This is a genomic window from Umezawaea sp., assembly GCF_057122925.1.
On the sequence record NZ_DBNGPQ010000091.1, the window covers coordinates 12,302 to 28,560 of the forward strand.

Genomic DNA, 16,259 nt, shown 5'->3' on the forward strand with positions numbered 1-16,259 from the left:
TGTCAGCCCGCGAGCGCGATGGTGTGCCCGGTGCGCTCGACCTTGGCCCTCAGGTACCCGACGTTGGTCGGCGTGGCGAAGACGCCGGTCGGCACGTGGTGGCGCACGGTGATGCCGTGCGCGCTGAGCTGCGCGCCCTTGTCGGGGTTGTTGGACAGCAGGGAGATCGTGCCGATGCCCAGCGCCGTCAGCATCTGCGCCGCCGCGGTGTAGTCGCGGCCGTCCTCCGGCAGGCCGAGCGCGCTGTTGGCCTCGTAGGTGTCCAGGCCGTGGTCCTGCAACGCGTAGGCGTCGAGCTTGTTGTACAGCCCGATGCCCCGGCCCTCCTGGCGCAGGTAGAGCAGCACGCCGCCCTCGTTCGACAGCCGTTCGACGGCTTCGCGGAGCTGGGGGCCGCAGTCGCAGCGCGCCGAGCCGAAGACGTCCCCGGTGAGGCACTCGGAGTGCATCCGCACGAGCGGCGCGGGGTTCGCGGTGGGTTCGCCGAAGACCAGTGCGAGGTGCTCGGCCTGGTCGGCGAGGCCGTGGAAGGTGATCGTCTCGGCCGCGGTGCTGAAGCCGTCGCCGAACCGCAGGGGCACCCGGACGCTGGTGCGGACCGAGGCGCGGGTGGGGGAGGAGGTCACGGCTGGCTCCGATCGACGGCTGGTTCGACTGCCGTCGCGAACACTACGCCGGTAGTTTGAATTTGAACGACGAGTGTGGTCGCGGCCACAGGGGGCGACGATCAGACGACGACCAGTTGTGCCTGGTCGAAGGCCACGGCCAGGTCCGCCTCGATCCGGGCCGCCGTGTCGCGCAACGCCGGGAGCAGGCGATCCACGGTCTCCTCGACGGTGTCCCGGCCGACGTGCAGCGCCGTGTTGACCGCCGCGACGACCGCGCCGGACCGGTCGCGCACCCCGACCGCGAGCGACCTCAGGCCGTCCTGCAACTCCTGGTCGACCACCGCCCAGCCCTGCCGCGCCACGGCGTCCACGGCCGAGGCGAGGTCCTCCGCCGACACCAGCGTGCGGCTCGTCAGCGGCTCCCGGTCCGACCGGTCGAGCAGCGCCGCCCGCTCTTCGGCGGGCAGGCCGGCCAGCAGCACCCGGCCCATCGACGTGGCGTGCGCCGGGAAGCGGGTGCCGACCGCGATGTCGATCCGCATGATCCGGGTCGTCGCGACCCGCGCCACGTACCGCACCCGGTCGTCGTCGAGCACGGCCATCGACACCGACTCGCCCACGGTGCCCGCCAGCGCCTTCAGGTGCGGCTGGGCGATGTCCGCCAGCGTGAGCGACGACAGCCGCGAGTACCCGAGGTCCAGCACGGTGGGGCGCAGCGTGAACACCCTGCCGTCGCTCTCGGCGTACCCCGCCTCCCGCAGCACGAGCAGCGCCCGCCGCGCGGTGGCGCGGGGGAGCCCGCTCGCCGCGGCGGCCGTCGAGATCGTCAGGCCGCCGGGGGCGAACCGGAACGCCTTCAGCACGGCGATCCCGCGCGCCAGCGTCTCCAGGAACTCCATGCCCAGCTCGTCCTTGGTGGAGCGCAGCTCCCGCGCCGTCGGCACCGACCGCTCGGCCGACCCGGTCGGTCGCCGGAGCGCGGCCTCCATGTCCCACACGGCTTTCCGCAGCGCGGGCAGCACGGCGTCCGGGAACGTCCGCGCGCTGTGCCTGCTGGTGTGGCTGAGCACGCTCACCGCGGCGACCGGTCGGCCCGCCGGGCCGAACACCGGCGTGGCGAGGGCGAGCAGGCCGGGCTCGACCCACTGGTCGTCCAGCGACCAGCCCTCCTCGGCGGCGTCGGCGATCCGTGCGCGGAACACGGCCTCGCGGTTCGGCACGGGCGTCACCAGCGTCGGCACGGCGGGGAACCCGGCGTCCAGCGGGTCGGCCGTCCGGCGGTCGCGCCACGTCTCGTGGCGGCTCTCGTCCCACGTGGTGGCCAGCACGACCCCGGCGGCACTGCGGTCGTCGGGCAGCAGGCCGCCGACGTGGAAGGCCAGGTACACGGCCCGCCGCCGGGTCGACTGGGCGATCAGCCGCGCCCCGTCGACGTCCGGGACGGCCAGCGAGACCGACTCGTCCAGCTCGTCCGCGAGCCGCGTCACCAGCGGTGCCAGCGGGGTCACGAGCCCGCACGACGCGAGGTAGGCGTTGCCCAGCTCCATCGCGCGCGGGGCGAGCAGCAGGTCCTGGCCCTCGGCGCGCAGGAAGCCCAGGTGCAGCAGGGTCGCGGTGATCCTGTCCACAGTGGACCGGGCGAGTCCGGTGGCCTTGGTGAGGTCCACGCGGCGCATGCGGGGTTCGGGGTCCGCGGCGACGGCGTGCAGCACCGCGAGGCCCCGTTCGAACGGGCCCGCGGTGTCCTCTGCCGCTTCCCGCACGTCACGCCCCGTCTCGTGAGGACCGGACCGGGTGGTCTCGGTGCTCACGACATCGTAGTTGTGGGCCTCTTGACGCCTCCGGGTCGCCGGGATCACACTCCCATGAAACTTTAGCGAACTAAAGTTCGCTGGGCGAACACTGTGCAGGCCGGGCCGAAGGAGTCCCCCCATGAGCGGTCCCGCGCCCACCCGGGGCGACGACCCCCGCCACGCGGCCCTCGAGTCCGTGCTGGCGCCGTACCGCTGCTCGTCGTGATCGGCCTGGTCCGGGCCCGCGCCGCTCACCGGGCGGTTCGACGGCCGGTGGCACCCGTCCCGGCCCCGGTCGCCGTCGCGCGGGCGCACCCCGGCGTCGGACGGGTAGATCCTGTTCTCACCATCCCGTTTCGCAGTGCGACAACCAAGGAGTGGGTTCCGTGACCATCACCCGCGAACTGTTCATCGGCGGCGAGGACGTTCCCGCCCTGGACGGGCGCACCACCCAGGACCTCAACCCCTACACCGGCGACGTCTACGCGACCGTCGCGGCGGGCGGTCCGGCCGACGTCGTCCGCGCCGTGGACGCGGCCGAGGCCGCGTTCCCCGCGTGGGCCGCGCTGTCCCCGTCGGCCCGGCGGACGATCTTCCTGAAGGCCGCCGACGTCCTCGAATCCCGTGTGCCGGAGGCGATCGAGGTCATGGCGGGCGAGGTGGGCGGCGTCGCGGGCTGGGCGGGCTTCAACGCCGCCCTGGCCACCGGCATGCTGCGCGAGGCCGCCGCCGCGATCTCCCAGCCGCTCGGCGAGGTCCTGACCAGCGACACCGGCGGCCAGTTGTCCATGGCGGTGCGCCAGCCGGTCGGCGTCGTCGGCGCGTTCTCGCCGTGGAACGCGCCCCTGATCCTGGGCGTCCGCGCCGTCGCGGTGCCGCTGGCCGTCGGCAACACCGTCGTCCTCAAGCCCAGCGAGGACGCCCCGATCGCGTGCGGGCTGTTCCTCGCGGACGTGCTGCGCGAGGCCGGCCTCCCGCCGGGCGTGCTCAACGTCGTGACCAACGCCCGCGAGGACGCCGCCGCCGTCGCCGAGGCGCTCATCTCGGACAGGCGGGTCAGGGTCGTCAACTTCACCGGCTCCACCGGCACCGGCCGGATCATCGGCACGACCGCGGCGCGGCACCTCACGCCCGCCGTGCTGGAACTGGGCGGCAAGAACGCCGTGCTGGTGCTGGACGACGCCGACGTCGACTACGCCGTGAACGCGGTGGCGTTCGGCGGCTTCCACAACGCGGGCCAGATCTGCATGTCCGCCGACCGGGTCCTGGTGCACAGCTCGATCGCCGAGGAGTTCACCGCCAAGCTCGCGGCGAAGGTCGCGCTGCTGCCCCACGGCGACCCGACCGACCCGGACACCGTCGTGGGCCCGATGATCGACGACCGGTCCGCGAAGCGGGTCGCCGAACTCGTGCAGGACGCGGTCGCGCACGGCGCGCGGGTGCGGGCGGGCGGCGGTGACCCCGACGGCTCCCTCTGCACCGCGACGGTGCTGGACCGGGTGCGACCGGAGATGAGGCTCTACCACGAGGAGATCTTCGGACCCGTCGTCACGGTCATCGCGGTGGACGGCGACGAGGAGGCGATCGCGACCGCCAACGACACCGAGTACGGCCTCACCGCGGGGGTGCTGACCGAGGACGTCCGGCGCGGCCTCGCCGTCGCCCGCAGGCTGCGCACCGGCATCGTCCACGTCAACAACCAGACCGTCGACGACGAGCCGCAGGCGCCGTTCGGCGGGGTGGGGGCCACCGGCTACGGGCGGTTCGGCGGCCGGTGGGCCGTGGAGGCGTTCACCAACACCCGCTGGATCACCGTGGCGGGGGAGCACAACCACTTCCCGTTCTGACCGCTCCACCCGGTTCGCGCGGGCACTTCCGCGGTGCCCGCGCGAACCCGCTCGTCGGGGAGCGGAACGGCCTCCACCAGACTGCCCGCGCGCTCACAGCGAGCGGAAGTGCGTGGTCAGCACGTCGTTCTCGTGGTGGTGGAACGCCAGCCCCACGGGCAGGTCGAGGTTCGTCGGGTCGCCCGTGTGCTCCCACGGCAGCGTCGTCGTCGACTTGACGCCCGGCGCGACCCGCACGGGGATCCCGGCGAACGTCGACGCGACGGACGCGTGCACGTGCCCGCACAGGATCCCGGCCACCCTCGGGTGCCGGGTCAGCACGGCGGCCAGGTCGTCCGCGTCCTGGAGCCGGATCGCGTCCAGCTCCGGGATCCCCACGGCCACCGGTGGGTGGTGCAGCACCACGAACGCGGGCTCGTCCGACCCCGTCAGCGCGGCGTCCAGCCAGGACAGCGTCTCCGGTCCGAGCCTGCCCGCGTCGCTGCCGGGGATGAGCGAGTCGCACAGCAGGATCGACGCGTCCGCGATCTCGTGCGCCTGGTTGATCGGGCCGGATCCCTCGATCCCGAGCATCCCGGCGCGGAACGCCCCGCGCTCGTCGTGGTTGCCGGGGCAGCAGAGCACCGGGACCTCCAGCGGCGCCAGGATCTCCCGCAGCTCCGCGTAGTCGACGGGTCTGCCGATCTGGGTGAGGTCGCCGCTGACCAGCACCGCGTCGATCTGGCCCGGCAGCGCGGCCAGGTACTCGACCACCTGCCTGGTCCTGGCGGCGTTGCGCTCGCTCCCGTCGATGTGGACGTCGCTCACGTGCGCCAGCGTGATCACGGTCGGACTCCTCCGCTCGGTGGCGCGCCCCCCGCGTCCGACAGGACGGCGTTCACCACGGCTCCAGCGTAGGGCTCAGGAGTCCGTGACCACGCGGATCTCGTGCGGCGGCCAGTCGCCGCCGGGGTCGAGCCTGCCGAGGACGCTCAGGGAGATGGCGGCCAACTGCTCCTGCTCCTGCGGCGTCAGCGCGTCGAACACCAGCTCCTGCACGGCCTTCACGTGCCCCGGCGCCGCGTCGACCAGCACCTCGTACCCCGCGTCGGTGAGCCGTGCCCTGGTGACCCGCCCGTTCTCCGTGCTGGGGCAGCGGCTGACCCAGCCGCGCTTCTCCAGCCTGGTCACCACGTGTGACATCCGCGACAGCGAGGCGTTGTTCAGCGCGGCGAGCTGGCTCATGGACAGCGTCCGGTCGGGCTGCTCGGACAGCACGCTCAGGACCAGGTACTCGAAGTGGCTGAACCCCGTGCGGCCGCGCATGTCCGCGTCCAGCGCGTACGGCAACTTGATCAGCACGCCGCTGAAGGCGATCCAGGCCCTCTTCTGGGCTGGTGTCAGCCAGCGCGGCGCTTCTCCGGTCACCGCCCCACGATACATCAAAGTTGAAGCATCAAGCTTTTCGGCTGTCGTCGGATCCGTGGAAATCGGCGTGTTCACGTTCGCGGAGCCGACCGACGACCCGCACACCGGTCAGGTGGTCAGCGCCAGGCAGCGGGTGCGCGACGTCATCGAGCTGGTCGAGCCGGCCGACCAGGCAGGGCTGTCGGTGTTCGGCATCGGCGAGCACCACCGCGCGGACTTCGCGGCCACCTCCCCGGCGGTGCTGCTGTCCGCCGTCGCAGCCCGCACCGAGCGCATCCGGCCGACCAGCGCCGTCACGGTCCTCAGCTCCGCCGACCCGGTCTCGGTCTTCAGCACGAGCTGTTCGGGCACCAGCGGTTCCTGGCGCAGATCAGCCCGGGCAGCGTCCCGCACGCCGACGCGGTGCGCGGGATCGAGCTGCTGGGTTCGGAGGTGCTGCCCGCCGTGCGCGCCGCACTCGGCTGAGGCACGGTGGAGGGCATGGGAATGGACTACCCGCGTGTGGGCGACTCCGGCCTGGAGATCTCCAGGATCGTGCTGGGCTGCATGAGCTTCGGCGACCCGACCAGGGGCGCGCACCCGTGGTCGATGGGCGTCGACGAGGCCAGGCCGTTCATCCGCCAGGCCCTGGAGGCGGGCATCACGACGTTCGACACCGCCAACTCGTACTCGCTCGGCTCCAGCGAGGAGATCGTCGGCGAACTGCTGGGCGAACTGGCCGACCGCTCCGACGTCGTGGTGGCCACGAAGGTCCACGGGCACATGGCCGACGGCCCGAACGGGTCCGGCCTGTCCCGCGGCGCGATCATGACCCAGGTCGACAACAGCCTGCGCAGGCTGGGCACGGACTACATCGACCTCTACCAGATCCACCGCTACGACCCGAAGACGCCGATCACCGAGACCATGGAGGCCCTGCACGACCTCGTGCGCGCGGGCAAGGTCCGCTACCTGGGCGCGTCCTCGATGTGGACGTGGCAGTTCGCCCGGATGCAGCACGCGGCGGACCTCAACGGCTGGACCAGGTTCGTCTCCATGCAGGACCAGTACAACCTGATCATGCGCGAGGAGGAGCGCGAGATGCACCCGTACTGCCTGGACGAGGGCGTGGGCGTCCTCCCGTGGAGCCCGCTGGCGCGGGGCAGGCTCACCAGGGACTGGGACGCCACCACGAACCGCGGCGAGACCGACGCGTTCGGGCAGAAGCTGTACCGGCAGACCGAGGACACCGATCGCGAGGTCGTCGACGCCGTCGCGGCGGTCGCGGCCGAGCGCGGCACCACCCGCGCCCAGGTCGCCCTGGCGTGGACGCTCCACAAGCCCGCGGTGACGGCCCCGGTCATCGGCGTGACCAAGGAGCACCACCTGACCGACGCGGTCGCCGCCGTCGACCTGGTGCTGTCGGACGAGGAGGTCGCCCGCCTGGAGGAGCACTACGTGCCGCACGCGGCCGAGGCGTTCTGACCGTCCTGGGTGGACCGGCGGCGCTAGCCCAGCAGGCCTGCGTCGTGCACCAGCAGCGCGATCTGCACCCGGTTGTTCAGGTTCAGCTTCGTCAGCACGCTGGACACGTGCGTCTTCACCGTGGGTACGCTGATGTGCAGCGCCTTGGCGATCTCGGCGTTGGACAGACCGCGCCCGACCTCCAGCGCCACCCCGCGCTCGCGGGCGTTCAACGACTCCAGCCGCACCACGGCCGAGGCCCGCCGCTCGTCCTGCCCGTTCTCCGCGACCCGTGCCATCAACCGCCGGGTCACGGCGGGCGACAGCACGGGCAGCCCGCGCGCCACCTGCCGCACGGCGTCCACGATCTCCCACGGCGGCGTGTCCTTCAGCAGGAAGCCGGCCGCCCCGGCCCGCAGGGCGCGCAGCACGTGCCGGTCCGCGTCGAACGTGGTCAGCACGATCACCTCGGGCGCACCCGGCCTGCTCCGCAGCGCCTCCGTGGCGGCCAGACCGTCCACCACGGGCATCCGGATGTCCATCAGCACCACGTCGGGGGAGTGCTCGGCCACCAGGGCGGGCACCTTCGACCCGTCCCCGGCCTCGCCGACGACCCGGACGTCCGGAGCCCCGCCCAGCATCATCACCAACCCGGCCCGCACCAGCGGATCGTCGTCCACGATGAGCACACCGATCGCACCGGGCTCCGTCACAGCGGCCACGGTATCCACGCCGAGATCCTCCAGCCACCCGTGGGGGTCGGCCCGTGCTCCAACGTCCCGTGCGCCAGGTCCACCCGCTCGGCCAGCCCGAGCAGTCCCCGACCGCCCCCGGCCCTGCTCGACGCGACGACGGGCCTGCTGTTGACGACCTCGACGGTCAGCCCGTCGTCCGCCGACCCGGACACCCGTACGTCCACTTCGGACCCGGCGGCGTGCTTCCTCGCGTTGGTCAGGCTCTCCTGCACGATCCGGTACAGGGTCCTCCCCGCGGTGTCGGGCACGTCACCCACCACGTCGGACCTCAGCGACACCCGCATGTTCGCGCCCGCCGACTCCGCCACGAGCTGCGCGAGGTCCGCGAACGTGGGCTGCGGCAGCTCACCGACCGGGGCCCGCAGCACCCCGATCACCTCCCGCAGGTCCTGCAACGCCCGGTGCGAGTTCTCCCGGATCACCCTGGCCGCCCGCGCGACGTCCTCGGCCGGGGCGTCCGGCCGGTACTCCAGCGCCCCCGCGTGCACGCTCAGCAGCGACAGCCGGTGCCCCAGCACGTCGTGGATCTCGCGGGCGATGGCCTCGCGCACCTCGTGCTGCACCTGCTCGGCGCGCAGCGCGGCCTCGGTCTCCGCCCGAGCCGCCCGGTCCCGCAGCGACACGATCAACCGGCGCCGGTGGTGGAGGAACAGGCCCCAGCCGATCGCCGCGCCCTGCAAGGCGATGCCGAGCCCCAGCAGCACCTGCCACGGGACCGACGGCTCCGGCCGGAGGACCACCGCCACCGCGGCCGACGGCACGCTCAGCGCGAACAGGACCATCGTCGTGCGCGGCGGACGGTGGATCGCCGCGGTGAACAGCGCCAGCAGCAGCGGCAGCGCGGACATCTCGGCGAACGTGCCGACGACGATCATCAGCACGGCGAACTGCACGGGCCAGCGCCGCCGCCACCACAGCCCGACGCAGCCGACCACCCAGGACGCGGCGTCGAGGTGGAACAGCCACACCGGGTCCGGCATCGCGCCCGACGCCAGGCGGTCCAGCCCGAGCGCCAGCCCGAACAGCACCGAGAGCGCGAACAGCACGACGTCCACGACCCAGTCCCGTGGGCTCCGCCGCCGCGGTGAACCGTCCATGGCCCGAACGTACCGACCCGTTCGGCGGAGCGCGCCGGATCGATACCTAAGTCGGAGCCCCGCGGTACTTGGGGACGAGCCGCGCCGTTCCGACGACCGATGTCCGGCCGCGGGCCCGCCGCTAGCGTCGAGCCATGCGCAAACCTGTCGAGCTGGTGGGGCTCCTCCTCGTCGCGGAGGGGATCAGCGGCGTGATCGACCACCTCTGGTACCAGCCGATCTTCGGCTGGGTGCTGAACTTCGTCAACCGGGTCGTCATCCCGAGGATCGACTTCCTGGCGGGGTACGAGATCGTCGCGAACCTCGCCGTGGCCGCGCTGGGCGGCCTGGTGCTGCTCGCCTCGACCGGGTTGACAACCGCCGGGGCGAACGGGTCGAATGACGGGGTCGCGTGACGTCGGTGAAGCGAACGCCGACTCATGGAGGCACCGTCTCGGGAGTCGCAATCCCTTGAGCTACCACGAGTTCACCCGTCAGATCATCGAGGAGTTCCGCGCGAACGGCGGCCGCGTCGGCGGCCCGTTCGAGGGCGCGGACCTCGTCCTCCTCACCACGACCGGCGCCAGGTCCGGCCGCGAGCACACCGTTCCGCTGGGCTGCGTCCGCGACGGCGACCGGCTGCTGGTCGTCGGCTCCGCGGGCGGCGCACCCCGGCACCCGGCCTGGTACCACAACGTCCTCGCCCATCCGGGGGTGACGGTCGAGCGCGGCTCGGAGCTGTTCGCCGCGCGCGCCGTGCCCGCCGTCGGGCGGGAGCGCGACCGGCTGTTCGACCTCGTCGTGGCCGCCGCGCCCGGCTACGCCGACTACCAGCGCGCCACGACCAGGACGCTGCCGGTCGTCGTGCTGGAGCGCGCGGGAGCGGCACCGGGCTAGTGCGGTGACCGCGAAACCCGGCAGGGGTCAGCGGTCACCGCGCGTGCCCGTCGTGAACGTCCCCTGCGCGATGTCCGCGCCGACGCGGTGCCACCACCGCGCCTGCCGCTCGGTGTCGACGCCGTCCACGATCACCGTCGTGCCCGTGCGGTGCACGACGGACAGGATCCCCCGCAGCGCCAACGTGACCAGCGAGTCCTCGCGGTCGCACCGGGCTTGGCGCCGCACCATCCAGCGGGCGATCCGGACGGCCCGCACCGGCAGGTCCTCCACGTGCGCGAGGTCGCCGGGCGAGGTGCTGAAGTCGAGGATCTCCGTCGCCACGCCCGCGCTCGCCAGCAGCCGCAGGTTCTCCGCCGCCTCGCCGTCGCCGTGCGACAGCGCGGCGGCGGGGATCCCGAGCCACAGCAGGTCGGCGGGCAGACCGGTCTCGTCCAGGACGGTCAGCACCCGGCTGAGCAGATCGGGGTCGGACGACTGGTTCGGCGTGAGCCCGACGTGCAGCGGCTGGTCGACGCCGCGTCCCCTGCGCCGCTGCTCGGCCTCGCCGCAGGCCGACCCGAGCAGCCAACTGCCCAGCGGCAGGACCAGTCCGGTCTCCTCGGCCAGTTCCGCGCACCGCTCGTGCGGCAGCCGACCGCGGACCGGGTGCTCCCACGACAGCAGCGCGTCCAGCCCCACGACCTCACCGCCGTCCAGCCGCACCAGCGGCTGGTGCACCACGGACAGCTCGCCGTTCTCCCACGCGCCGGGCAGGGACACGGCGAGGCCGAACCCCTCCCGGTCGCGGTCGTCCTGGTAGGGGTCGTAGAGCTCCCACTGGGTGCGCCCGTTGCGCTTGGCCCTGGCCAGCGTCATCTCCGCGGCCTCCAGCAGCGCCGCCGCGCCCATCCCCGGACTCGGCCGGTCCACCACGCCGATGCTCGCGGGGGAGGCGACGCCGTGGCCGTGGACGTAGACGGGCTCGGACAGCTCCTCGTTGATCCGCCGCACGGTGCTCGCCGCGTCCGGGGTGGTGGGCGAGTTCTCCACCAGCACGGCGAACTCGTCGGCGCCGAACCGGGCGACCATCGCGGCCTCGTCCTCGAACAGCGCCTCCAGCCTGCGCGCGACGCTCTCCAGCAGCAGGTCGCCCGCCCGGCGGCCGAGGCCGTGCGTGATCAGCGAGAACGCGTCCAGGTCGAGGTGGTAGAGGGTGATCCCGGTGGACGGGGAGGCGTGGCGCAGCACCCGTTCCAGGCTGGTGGTGAAGTACTGCCTGTTGGGCAGCCTGGTCAGCATGTCGTGCAGCGCCTGGTGGTTGAGCTGTCCGTGCAGCAGGTTCAGCTCGGTGCGGTCCTCCACCACCACGACGAACCGGCCCTCGGGGTCGTCGGGCAGCGGCGCGGTCACGGTGAGCGTGGCCCACGCGCTGTCGCCGTCCTTGCGCTGGAGCCGCTGCTCGCTCTGGACCCGCGGCGCGGCGCCGCCGAGCAGCTCGGCGTAGCCGTCGCGCAGCGCGTCCCGCTCGTCCTCGTGGACCAGGTCGAACACCGTGAGCCCCACCATCTCGGGCCGCGTGTAGCCGAGGATCTCGCCCAGCACCTCGTTGGTGCGCAGGAACGTGCCGTTCCGGTCGGTCAGCACGACCCCGTTCGTCGTGCTCGCGACCACCTCGTCGAACTCCGCCTCGATCGCCCGCGCCCGGTGCCGCGTCTCGGCGAGCGTCTTGAGCAGCGCCTGGCTCATGCTCTCCTGCTGCGCCATGGTGGAGAGCCGCAGCGCCTCGGTGTACCCGGCGGCGAACGAGCCCAGCACCAGCACGACCCGCTCGGCGCACCACCCCGGCGCGGGCAGCTCCGGCAGGGCGAGGATGCCCCGGCCGAGCACCTCCATGGTCACCTGGAGGCTGGTCGTCCCGGTGCAGCCCCACTCGACCAGGGCGGCGCCGTGGGCCTGCACGGCCTCGGGCGTGAACCGCTCCGCCATCACGGCGTCGGCCAGTTCGTCGACGACATCCTCCAGCATGACCCTGAACCGGGTGAACTCCAGCGGCACGTAGGCGGTCCCGCAGAGCGAATTCGCCCATTTGCGCGCGAGTTCCACCCGTTGGCCCGATCGCGTGACGAACGGAGCCATGGTCAATGTCGACGCGCTACCCAGCGCCCTCATGCGGGCGTGCCGGACCGTGCGTCGTGCCAGTGTATAGACGGAGAATGTAAAGCTGATTCCACAGTGCACCTCGGTGTTCCTGCCCGTGCCGAGCAAAAGGTACCTGTGTGCGTGGTGCCTGGCCAACAGGCGGGTGACACTATTTCCGTTTAACCCATTTTTGCGGGTAGTGCTCGATCGGCACTCTCGGTGTCGCCGCAGGTCGTGACCCTGGTGTGCTTCCAACGAACAGGCGCGCCTTCCCGTGCACGACTGCCCGGGATCAATGCCGCACCAGCGACGACGCCGATTCGCGGTGATGTCGTCGAGAACGGGCGAACTCCTGACCAGGGGTTTGTCGAAATCGGGCAAAGGGCGCTCGGACAGCACTCGGTCGGTGGAATTCCCGCTGGTGGAGAAGAGTGCGCTCCGCAACCGCTCCGGTCGCCTGTCCGGCTGGTGCTATCCCCCTTTCGTGCAGTTGGCAGGAGCGTCGGTCTCGGTCTGTGATCGAGGTCTCCGTCAGAGCGCCTCGCCGGTCTCCAGCAGCGACTTCAGGCTCGACAGGATCACCGGCCACCCCTCGCTGACGCCCGCCTGCACCGTGCTCTCCGGCCCGAACCCGTCGTGCGTGACGGTCAGCTTGACCAGCTTCCCGTGCGGCGCGATGTCGAACGTGACCTTCGACCTCGGCTCCTCCGCCATCGCCGCGACCAGGTCGGGGTTCATCCCGTGCACCTCGGCGAACTCCGGCGTGAACGTGTGCCACGTGTACGACAGCCGGTGCGGCGGGACGGCCTCCAGCACGACCTGGGCGGGGTCCTCGGTCCTCAGGCCGCCCTCGGTCCAGCTCATCGTCGCGCCCGGCGTCCAGTCGGACTCGAACGTCGCGCCCCAGTACCTGCTCGTGAAGGCCGGGTCGGTCAGCGCCTGCCAGAGCTTCTCGGCGGTCGTGTTGACGTAGGTGGTGTAGACGAACTCGGGCTTGTCCATCGGCTCGGACTCCAATGCTCTGGTGAGGTCGGCGAGCAGTTCCACCCGCCCCCTGTCGTACCGGCTGATCCACCGCTCGGCGATGGCGTTGATCGGCGCCGCGTTCAGGTAGTGCACCTTCTCCCGCCCGCGCCGCACCGTGGTGACGACGTTCGCGGTCTCCAGCACCGCGAGGTGCTTGCTGACCGACTGCCGCGCCATCTCCAGCCCGGCGCACAGTTCGCGCAGCGTCTGCCCGTTGCGCGCGTTGAGGCTGTCCAGCAGCCTGCGCCGACTCGGGTCGGCCAACGCCTTGAACACCTCGTCCACAGACATGCACCCTTCCGGCTGCCTGACGATAGGCAGCCGGAAGGGTGCATGTCAACGGGGAAGGGCTCGGGGATCAGGTGCCGGTCTGCCCCAGGTGCGCCGTCCACGAGGTCCGCCCGGCGGGGGGCGAGTGGTCGAAGGCGCTCTCCGCGCGATCACCGTGCGTGGTCGGGAGGTCGGTGTGCGTGCCGATTGCCGACGGGTTCTCCGGGGCGGTCGTTCCGTCCGGTCGGGGTGTCCAGCTGATTCCGTTGTCGCTGCCCGGAATCACGTCGCGGAACGACATCTCGACTTCTCCGACCGAGTTGACGACGGGTTGTTCCCCGACGTCGCCGATCCCCTTCACCTCGACGGGCAAACGATCCGGGTGGAAGCGGACGACCAGGTCGAACCGGTCGCAGCGCCGGGACGTGCGGAACCGGTATACCGGTCGCATCCGCTGAATTCGAGGAATGCGCACATCCAGGGAGAATTCCAGCGCCTCCCCCGCCGACAGCGGGCGGGGGAGGCGGAGTCCGCCGTCGGTGAGCAGCACGCCGTGCACCACGCGGATGTCGTGGTCGCCCGCGGGCTCGGCCCCGTCGCGGCGCGCGGCGACGGGCCAGGGGATCTCCTCGACGCCGTCGCGCTCGGCCGCGACCGTCCACCGCTCGGTGCACGCGGGCACGGGCCCGTCGAGCCGCAGCAGCACGTGAACCTGCTGGATGTGCCACCCGTCCGGGCTGGTGGCGGCCTCGCGGGAGGTGTGCCGGGCCGCGGCCTCGACCAGCCTGGTCAGGCCGTCGTCGATGCGGCGGCGGATCGTGCGCGAGTCGCGGTCGGCCAGGTCGGCGAGCCACTGGATCCGGTGCGCGAGGAACGCGTGCTGCGCCTCGTCGTGCAGCGCGAGCGGGGTCGTGACGGCGAGTCTGAGGTCGTGCGGAAAGGTGCTGACCAGAGCGTTGACCCAGGAACCGAGTTTTTCCCGGACGACTTCGGCACCATCGAATTCGGTTATTCCGCAAGCGGCGCGCAATGCGGGACCGACCTGTCTGTCGATGCCCGGCGTCTGCACTCCACGGCCACGGCGCAGCGCTTTCAGTTCGGTCATGAGCTTGCTTGGTGAGGTGGCCATCGGCCCTCCGTGCGGGACTGCGCGGGCCGTTTATCCGATACCGCGCCGTTTCGTTGTGTCTGGCAGGCTTTCGTCCTTGAAATACCACCGGTGCTCTGAGCGCTATGTCGTGGATGTCTTCGCCTGCGTTACGGAGTGCAATTGACCTGCGCAGAGTTGGTCTGATTGAGTTCGTTTACCATGATTTCTGGCGATTTCCACTTGAATGGGAATCCATTGGCGGCGGACGAAAATGGCGTGCGCCGCCGGGAGCGGTGCGGCCACACTCCGCGGCATGACCACCGGCTCCACCTGGACGATCGCCCCCGCCCCCGTCGGTTCCCCCGAGGCGCTGGACCTGCTCCGGGCCTACCTCGTCGACGTCGCCGACCGCTACCACCGGCTCCACGAGGGGCGGGACTCGACGCCGGAGGAGATCGAGGAGGCCCTGGCCGACGCGCCGAGCGACCACCTCGCGCCCCCGACCGGGATCTTCCTGGTCGGCCGCCACGGCGGCGTCGCGGCCGCGTGCGCGGGCCTGAGCGTGCTCGATGCGACCACGGTCACGCTGACGAGGGTGTTCGTCCGGCCCGACCGGCGCGGCACCGGCGGCGGCGCCCGCCTGATGGAGGCCGTGGAGACGGCGGCGCGCGACCTCGGGGCCGAGAGGATCGTGCTGGACACGCGGCTCGACCTGGTGGAGGCCAGAGCGCTCTACGGCCGGCACGGGTACGCGGAGGTGCCCGCGTTCTCGGGGGGCCGGTACGCGGAGGTCTGGTACGCCAAGGACCTGCGCCCGGTCTAGGCGCGCACGGGCCACCGCGCGGACCCGATCACGCGCCCGCCAGCCGGAGCCGCACCCCTGCCTGCTCCTCCAGCGCGACCGGCCGACCGCCGCGGGCGTTGTGGGCGGCGGGCTCGCCGCCGGGGCCACCTCCACCTCGGTCCGCGTCGCCCTGGTGGCCCGCGGGCCGCGGGCCGGACCGCCCGTGCTGGCGGCGTGGACGGTGGCCGCGCTCCTCGGCGGCCACCCCGTGATCCGGGGCGGGACGCGTGACCCCGCCGTAGGCTCGCCGGGTGGATCTCGACCTCCCCGACGGGCGCACGGTGCGCGTGCACGACAGCGGCTCCCCCGGTCTGCCGGTGTTCTGGCACCACGGTTCCCCGCAGACCGGTGACCTCCTCGAACCCCTGGCGGCCGTGCCGGGCGTCCGCCTGGTGGGCTACGACCGGCCGGGCTACGGCGGCTCGACCCGCCGGGCCGGCCGGTCCACCGGATCGGCCGCCGCCGACGTGGCCGCCGTCGCCGATGCGCTGGGCATCGACCGCTTCGCCGTGGCGGGCCACTCCGGCGGCGGCCCGCACGCGCTGGCGTGCGGGGCGCTGCTGCCCGATCGCGTCCTCGCGGTGGTGTCCGTCTCCGGTCCCGCGCCGTTCTCCGCCGACGGCCTGGACTGGTTCGCGGGCATGGCGCCCGCGGGGGCGGCGGAACTGCGCGCGGCCGTCGCGGGCCGCACCGCCCTGGAGTCCTACCTGGCGTCGGCCGACTTCGACCCCGAGGTGTTCACCGAGGCCGACCTCGCGGCCCTCGCGGGCCCGTGGTCCTCGTTGGGCGACAACGCCGGGGCCGCGATGGCCGCGGGCCTCGACGGACTGGTCGACGACGACCTGGCGCTCGTCGCTCCGTGGGGCTTCGACCCGGCGCTCGTGGCCGCTCCGGTGCTCGTCCTGCACGGCGGGCAGGACCGGATGGTGCCCGGCGCGCACGGCGAGTGGCTCGCCCGCCGCTGCCCGTCGGCCGAACTGCTCCCGTACCCGGCCGACGGCCACGTGTCCGTGCTCGCCCACGTCGAGGCGGCGTTGGCCCTGGTCCGGGAGCGCGTCGCCGCGTGACCCCGCACCCGAATC

The 16,259-nt window shown here is 72.5% G+C and carries 17 protein-coding genes; 7 read left to right on the forward strand and 10 right to left on the reverse strand.

What is annotated here, in order from left to right; translation table 11 throughout:
• Window positions 1–2: 2 nt before the first annotated feature.
• Window positions 3–626, reverse strand: a complete 624-nt coding sequence (locus AC156L_RS20085; RefSeq protein WP_330874041.1) for a GTP cyclohydrolase II — start codon at window positions 624–626, stop codon at window positions 3–5.
• A gap of 101 nt (window positions 627–727) precedes the next feature.
• Window positions 728–2,371: an IclR family transcriptional regulator domain-containing protein gene (locus tag AC156L_RS20090; protein ID WP_330874040.1), complete on the reverse strand. Its 1,644-nt coding sequence runs from the start codon at window positions 2,369–2,371 to the stop codon at window positions 728–730.
• Between the two features lie 416 nt (window positions 2,372–2,787).
• On the opposite strand from AC156L_RS20090, the gene AC156L_RS20095 reads away from it, so the two are divergent.
• Window positions 2,788–4,248 carry an aldehyde dehydrogenase family protein gene (locus AC156L_RS20095; RefSeq protein ID WP_484407161.1) on the forward strand — a complete coding sequence of 487 codons (1,461 nt, stop codon included), beginning with the start codon at window positions 2,788–2,790 and terminating at the stop codon, window positions 4,246–4,248.
• Between the two features lie 93 nt (window positions 4,249–4,341).
• Here AC156L_RS20095 and AC156L_RS20100 read toward each other — a convergent pair whose 3' ends face one another.
• The gene (locus AC156L_RS20100; protein ID WP_330874038.1) at window positions 4,342–5,073 is read right to left on the reverse strand and encodes a phosphodiesterase; all 732 of its coding nucleotides are present in this window, start codon (window positions 5,071–5,073) and stop codon (window positions 4,342–4,344) included.
• A 75-nt stretch (window positions 5,074–5,148) separates the two neighbouring features.
• The gene (locus tag AC156L_RS20105) at window positions 5,149–5,655 is read right to left on the reverse strand and encodes a MarR family winged helix-turn-helix transcriptional regulator (RefSeq protein ID WP_330874037.1); all 507 of its coding nucleotides are present in this window, start codon (window positions 5,653–5,655) and stop codon (window positions 5,149–5,151) included.
• Between AC156L_RS20105 and AC156L_RS20110 the strand changes: the two genes are divergently transcribed.
• A complete protein-coding gene (locus tag AC156L_RS20110; protein ID WP_330874036.1) occupies window positions 5,552–6,205 on the forward strand; it encodes an LLM class flavin-dependent oxidoreductase in 654 nt (217 codons plus the stop codon). The genes AC156L_RS20105 and AC156L_RS20110 overlap by 104 nt on opposite strands.
• A complete protein-coding gene (locus AC156L_RS20115) occupies window positions 6,142–7,119 on the forward strand; it encodes an aldo/keto reductase (protein ID WP_330874035.1) in 978 nt (325 codons plus the stop codon). Before AC156L_RS20110 ends, AC156L_RS20115 begins: the two co-directional genes overlap by 64 nt.
• A gap of 23 nt (window positions 7,120–7,142) precedes the next feature.
• On the opposite strand, the gene AC156L_RS20120 is transcribed toward AC156L_RS20115, so the two are convergent.
• The gene (locus tag AC156L_RS20120) at window positions 7,143–7,820 is read right to left on the reverse strand and encodes a response regulator transcription factor (protein ID WP_330874034.1); all 678 of its coding nucleotides are present in this window, start codon (window positions 7,818–7,820) and stop codon (window positions 7,143–7,145) included.
• The gene (locus tag AC156L_RS20125) at window positions 7,808–8,950 is read right to left on the reverse strand and encodes a sensor histidine kinase (RefSeq protein ID WP_330874033.1); all 1,143 of its coding nucleotides are present in this window, start codon (window positions 8,948–8,950) and stop codon (window positions 7,808–7,810) included. The genes AC156L_RS20120 and AC156L_RS20125 overlap by 13 nt, the downstream gene beginning before the upstream one ends.
• Before the next feature lie 134 nt (window positions 8,951–9,084).
• Between AC156L_RS20125 and AC156L_RS20130 the strand changes: the two genes are divergently transcribed.
• Complete coding sequence (locus AC156L_RS20130) at window positions 9,085–9,345, forward strand: hypothetical protein (protein ID WP_330874032.1); 261 nt, start codon at window positions 9,085–9,087, stop codon at window positions 9,343–9,345.
• 55 nt (window positions 9,346–9,400) lie between these two features.
• A complete protein-coding gene (locus tag AC156L_RS20135) occupies window positions 9,401–9,826 on the forward strand; it encodes a nitroreductase family deazaflavin-dependent oxidoreductase (protein WP_330874031.1) in 426 nt (141 codons plus the stop codon).
• A gap of 27 nt (window positions 9,827–9,853) precedes the next feature.
• On the opposite strand, the gene AC156L_RS20140 is transcribed toward AC156L_RS20135, so the two are convergent.
• The 3 genes from AC156L_RS20140 to AC156L_RS20150 form a co-directional block, all read right to left on the reverse strand.
• Window positions 9,854–11,833, reverse strand: coding sequence for a putative bifunctional diguanylate cyclase/phosphodiesterase (locus AC156L_RS20140; protein ID WP_330874030.1), 1,980 nt, complete (start codon window positions 11,831–11,833; stop codon window positions 9,854–9,856).
• 645 nt (window positions 11,834–12,478) lie between these two features.
• On the reverse strand, window positions 12,479–13,258 hold the full coding sequence (locus AC156L_RS20145) for an ArsR/SmtB family transcription factor (protein ID WP_330874065.1): 780 nt from the start codon (window positions 13,256–13,258) through the stop codon (window positions 12,479–12,481).
• A gap of 73 nt (window positions 13,259–13,331) precedes the next feature.
• A complete protein-coding gene (locus AC156L_RS20150) occupies window positions 13,332–14,348 on the reverse strand; it encodes a hypothetical protein (protein ID WP_330874029.1) in 1,017 nt (338 codons plus the stop codon).
• Window positions 14,349–14,646: 298 nt separating this feature from the next.
• Here AC156L_RS20150 and AC156L_RS20155 point away from each other — a divergent pair, with 298 nt between their 5' ends.
• Window positions 14,647–15,156 carry a GNAT family N-acetyltransferase gene (locus AC156L_RS20155; RefSeq protein WP_330874028.1) on the forward strand — a complete coding sequence of 170 codons (510 nt, stop codon included), beginning with the start codon at window positions 14,647–14,649 and terminating at the stop codon, window positions 15,154–15,156.
• Between the two features lie 28 nt (window positions 15,157–15,184).
• Here AC156L_RS20155 and AC156L_RS20160 read toward each other — a convergent pair whose 3' ends face one another.
• A complete protein-coding gene (locus AC156L_RS20160; protein ID WP_330874027.1) occupies window positions 15,185–15,382 on the reverse strand; it encodes a hypothetical protein in 198 nt (65 codons plus the stop codon).
• A 46-nt stretch (window positions 15,383–15,428) separates the two neighbouring features.
• On the opposite strand from AC156L_RS20160, the gene AC156L_RS20165 reads away from it, so the two are divergent.
• Window positions 15,429–16,244, forward strand: a complete 816-nt coding sequence (locus tag AC156L_RS20165; protein WP_330874026.1) for an alpha/beta fold hydrolase — start codon at window positions 15,429–15,431, stop codon at window positions 16,242–16,244.
• Window positions 16,245–16,259 lie beyond the last annotated feature (15 nt).

Coding starts and splice junctions, on each gene's coding strand:
- AC156L_RS20150 (WP_330874029.1), bottom strand. CDS start 14,348: ATGACCGAACTGAAAGCGCTGCGCCGTGGCCGTGGAGTGCAGACGCCG.
- AC156L_RS20110 (WP_330874036.1), top strand. CDS start 5,552: ATGTCCGCGTCCAGCGCGTACGGCAACTTGATCAGCACGCCGCTGAAG.
- AC156L_RS20155 (WP_330874028.1), top strand. CDS start 14,647: ATGACCACCGGCTCCACCTGGACGATCGCCCCCGCCCCCGTCGGTTCC.
- AC156L_RS20130 (WP_330874032.1), top strand. CDS start 9,085: ATGCGCAAACCTGTCGAGCTGGTGGGGCTCCTCCTCGTCGCGGAGGGG.
- AC156L_RS20140 (WP_330874030.1), bottom strand. CDS start 11,833: ATGCTGGAGGATGTCGTCGACGAACTGGCCGACGCCGTGATGGCGGAG.
- AC156L_RS20125 (WP_330874033.1), bottom strand. CDS start 8,950: ATGGACGGTTCACCGCGGCGGCGGAGCCCACGGGACTGGGTCGTGGAC.
- AC156L_RS20115 (WP_330874035.1), top strand. CDS start 6,142: ATGGACTACCCGCGTGTGGGCGACTCCGGCCTGGAGATCTCCAGGATC.